Annotated in this window: 2 protein-coding genes; both read right to left on the reverse strand. The window is 36.1% G+C overall.

Annotated elements, in window-relative coordinates:
* Positions 1-27: 27 nt before the first annotated feature.
* Entirely contained in the window at positions 28-1,602 is a 1,575-nt protein-coding gene (locus KKD20_05350; protein ID MBU4332515.1) for a putative ABC exporter domain-containing protein, read from the reverse strand.
* Positions 1,565-2,338: an ABC transporter ATP-binding protein gene (locus KKD20_05355; GenBank protein MBU4332516.1), complete on the reverse strand. Its 774-nt coding sequence runs from the start codon at positions 2,336-2,338 to the stop codon at positions 1,565-1,567. The genes KKD20_05350 and KKD20_05355 overlap by 38 nt, the downstream gene beginning before the upstream one ends.
* Between the last annotated feature and the right edge of the window lie 525 nt (positions 2,339-2,863).

A 2,863-nucleotide genomic window follows, 5' to 3' on the forward strand; every position in this document is an offset into this window, starting at 1 on the left:
AAATCCCCCCTCTTATCCCCCTTCTTTTTATTTAGACTCCTTTCTCAAAAAATTATGCAAAAGGCGCCCGCAAATATTGTAAAAAAGGATTCCTATTGCTATTGTAATAAGAAAAACTCCCATGAATAAGACATACTCGGATACTCCAAGGCTATCCAAGAAAATAGTTAAAACTATTAACGCGATTACGGACATACTGATTAGTCTGGTATATACTCTCTTTTGGAGAAAATTATCCGCTGAAAAAGACAACAAAAGGCCCACCTGTAAAGTCAAAGATATGAAAATCCCGACAAGGGGACTGCACAATATCATAGCAAGCAATTGAATAAAGCTAAATTGATAATGCTGTCGGAACAAAAATATCAAGGCAATTAAAAATAGAGTTGTAAAACATGAAGGCACAATCAAATAACTTTTGGATAAGTCTCTTGCTCTAATTGGAAGTTGTTTAATAAAGAAAGGAACGTACAGGTCTTTCGTTAAATTGTCCTGAAAAAAACCATTAAAGATAATTAGTAAACTACCAAAAAGCATCCCTTTGAAGTATGCACTCGGGACAAATGCGATTGATAATAAACCAAAGAGTATCACCATAAATTCAAATATCCACAAGGATGTTTCTCTTTTTCGAAGGACAGACAAATCTTTCCAGAAAATAGAGAATGACCCCCTTTTATACCAGGGCACTTTCCATCCCTGGTAAGAAGTTTTTCGTTTCTTAATTCTATCGCCTATAATCTTAAGATTCACGAGATCACCCGCCCGGTAATACCTCATCGCCTCATTGATTAAGGAGCTCTGAGTAATTATCTCTTCTAGATCGACATCCTTTATTTTCTTATAGGAATAGAGAGAAAGGAATGCTGATATGCCCAGGACGAACACAAGAATATAATTATTGGGTATAAAAACTAATGTTCTTAGATAGCTACTTAAAATTGACAAAATACTAATTATTCTTGATTTTGAAATCAGAGTGAGACTAAAAAGAATGTCCTTATTTTTCAGGAGCTCCAGAACAAATTTGATGGCAGTTAGAAGGAAAACAAGATAGATTAGCCTCCTTACTAATATAAGTACTCTTTTCCAAAAGGTGCCTATGGAAATCAACCACTGCAGATTCGCTGTAACCAAGATAAATATGTCTATTTCGGCTAGAAAAATATAGATATTTATTCCCTGCTGATGCAAGAGCCCTACAAACAGTAAAATGATAAGGTTAGAGGCTAATATTCGTGTTATAAGCAGTTTTAGTAACTCAAATCCAAATATGACCTCCCTTTTTATTGGTGAGGTTAGAAGCAAAGTTATGTCAGCATCAGAAAAAAGAACAGGAGAGTAACTTATTCCTCTAAAGACTGTAATTAAGAAAAAGAACAATAAGATAAAACCTACAAGTTCTTTAATGTCTATGACCTGAAAACCGTTTCGGGCCAGATACTCGTTAGCCTGGAAAAGTAAACTTAAAAGTAACACTACCAGTGCGGCAACAATTATCATTATATATAAAGAGTACCAAAAATTACTTTTGAATTTTCTATAAGTAGAGTACAGCCTATTTTTAATTTGCGTTTTTTTCAAGTAAATTAAAGTCTTCATCCGTCTTTCCCACCAGATTTAGAAATATTTCCTCAAGTGTAGCTTGAGGACCAAGTCCAGCCTTATTTTGAAGCTCTCTTAAGCTTCCTGCCGCAATATTCCTACCTCTATTTATAATTACTACTCTATCACAGATTCGCTCTGCTAAATCCAAAAGGTGTGTAGCTAAAAGAATCGATTTTCTCTCCTTTTTGACCCCTAAAAAAATATCTTTCAATTCTCTAACAGCTTGTGGATCAAGACCACCGAATGGCTCATCAGCTAAGATCAGCATAGCGTCATGAACTAATGCACAAAGGATAGCAACTTTCTGTTTCATTCCCTTTGAGAAATGAGTGGGTATCTCATCCCGACTATCCCACATCTCAAATCTTTTTAACAATTGCTCGGCTCTGTAATCATATTCTGCTCTTTCTACTCCATAGGCCATAGCTATAAATTTCAGGTGTTCTTTGACTGTTAAATCGTCATACAATACCGGGATCTCTGGTATATAACTCACCATTGATTTCACCAATAGCTTGTCTTCATTAAAGTTAACTCCGTTGGCCAGTATTTCTCCAGAAGAAGGTTTAAGCAGTCCAAGGATGCATTTGATGGTAGTAGTCTTCCCGGCGCCATTCGGACCAACAAGTCCTAAAATTTCTCCTGCTCGAATCTCAAACGATAAATCACTAACTGCTAATTTTCCATCAAAATCTTTCGATAATCCTCTTATTTCACAACAATTCTTCAAAATATGCCACCTCTTAATTCTTACTAGGCAAGTTTATGTCCTTTTTTTATATTACATATTATATAATATTTCCTCATAAAGACAAAAGACAAAGGCAAAATTGAAAATCTTGAAAAAATGTAGTATCATTTTTAATTTTTTTAATTCTAGCTAATCTACTTCAATCACTCCGATTTAATCAATCCTGGCTACTCTGTATAAACTAATTCCCCTGGTTTGGACCCATTACTATAATTTTATAATTCCACCGACGGGGCGGGTAATTTTCCTTCCCCCTTAAATCCCCCCTAAAACCCCCCTCTTATCCCCCTTCTTTTTATTTTTGCTCCTTGGCTCAAAAGCTACGCTCGCGGGGACGCTTCTAAGTATAAATGCGGGTGGTAACGCTCTTAAGCCCCGCTGTTGCTTCGCTTTATTCGCCACCGCAAAAAAAACAAGGTTAGGCTATGATTCATTAGGGGGGAAGTATAAGGGGGAAGGAAAAACTGCGGTCGATTCACCTTCACTCTACCAGCATAAATGTAA

Source organism: Patescibacteria group bacterium (genome assembly GCA_018896645.1).
Lineage (GTDB): Bacteria > Patescibacteriota > Patescibacteriia > UBA2591 > JABMQE01 > JAHIMF01.

Bases quoted from the DNA above. Each gene is read 5' to 3' on its own strand.
- KKD20_05350 (MBU4332515.1), bottom strand. From the start codon at position 1,602: ATGAAGACTTTAATTTACTTGAAAAAAACGCAAATTAAAAATAGGCTG.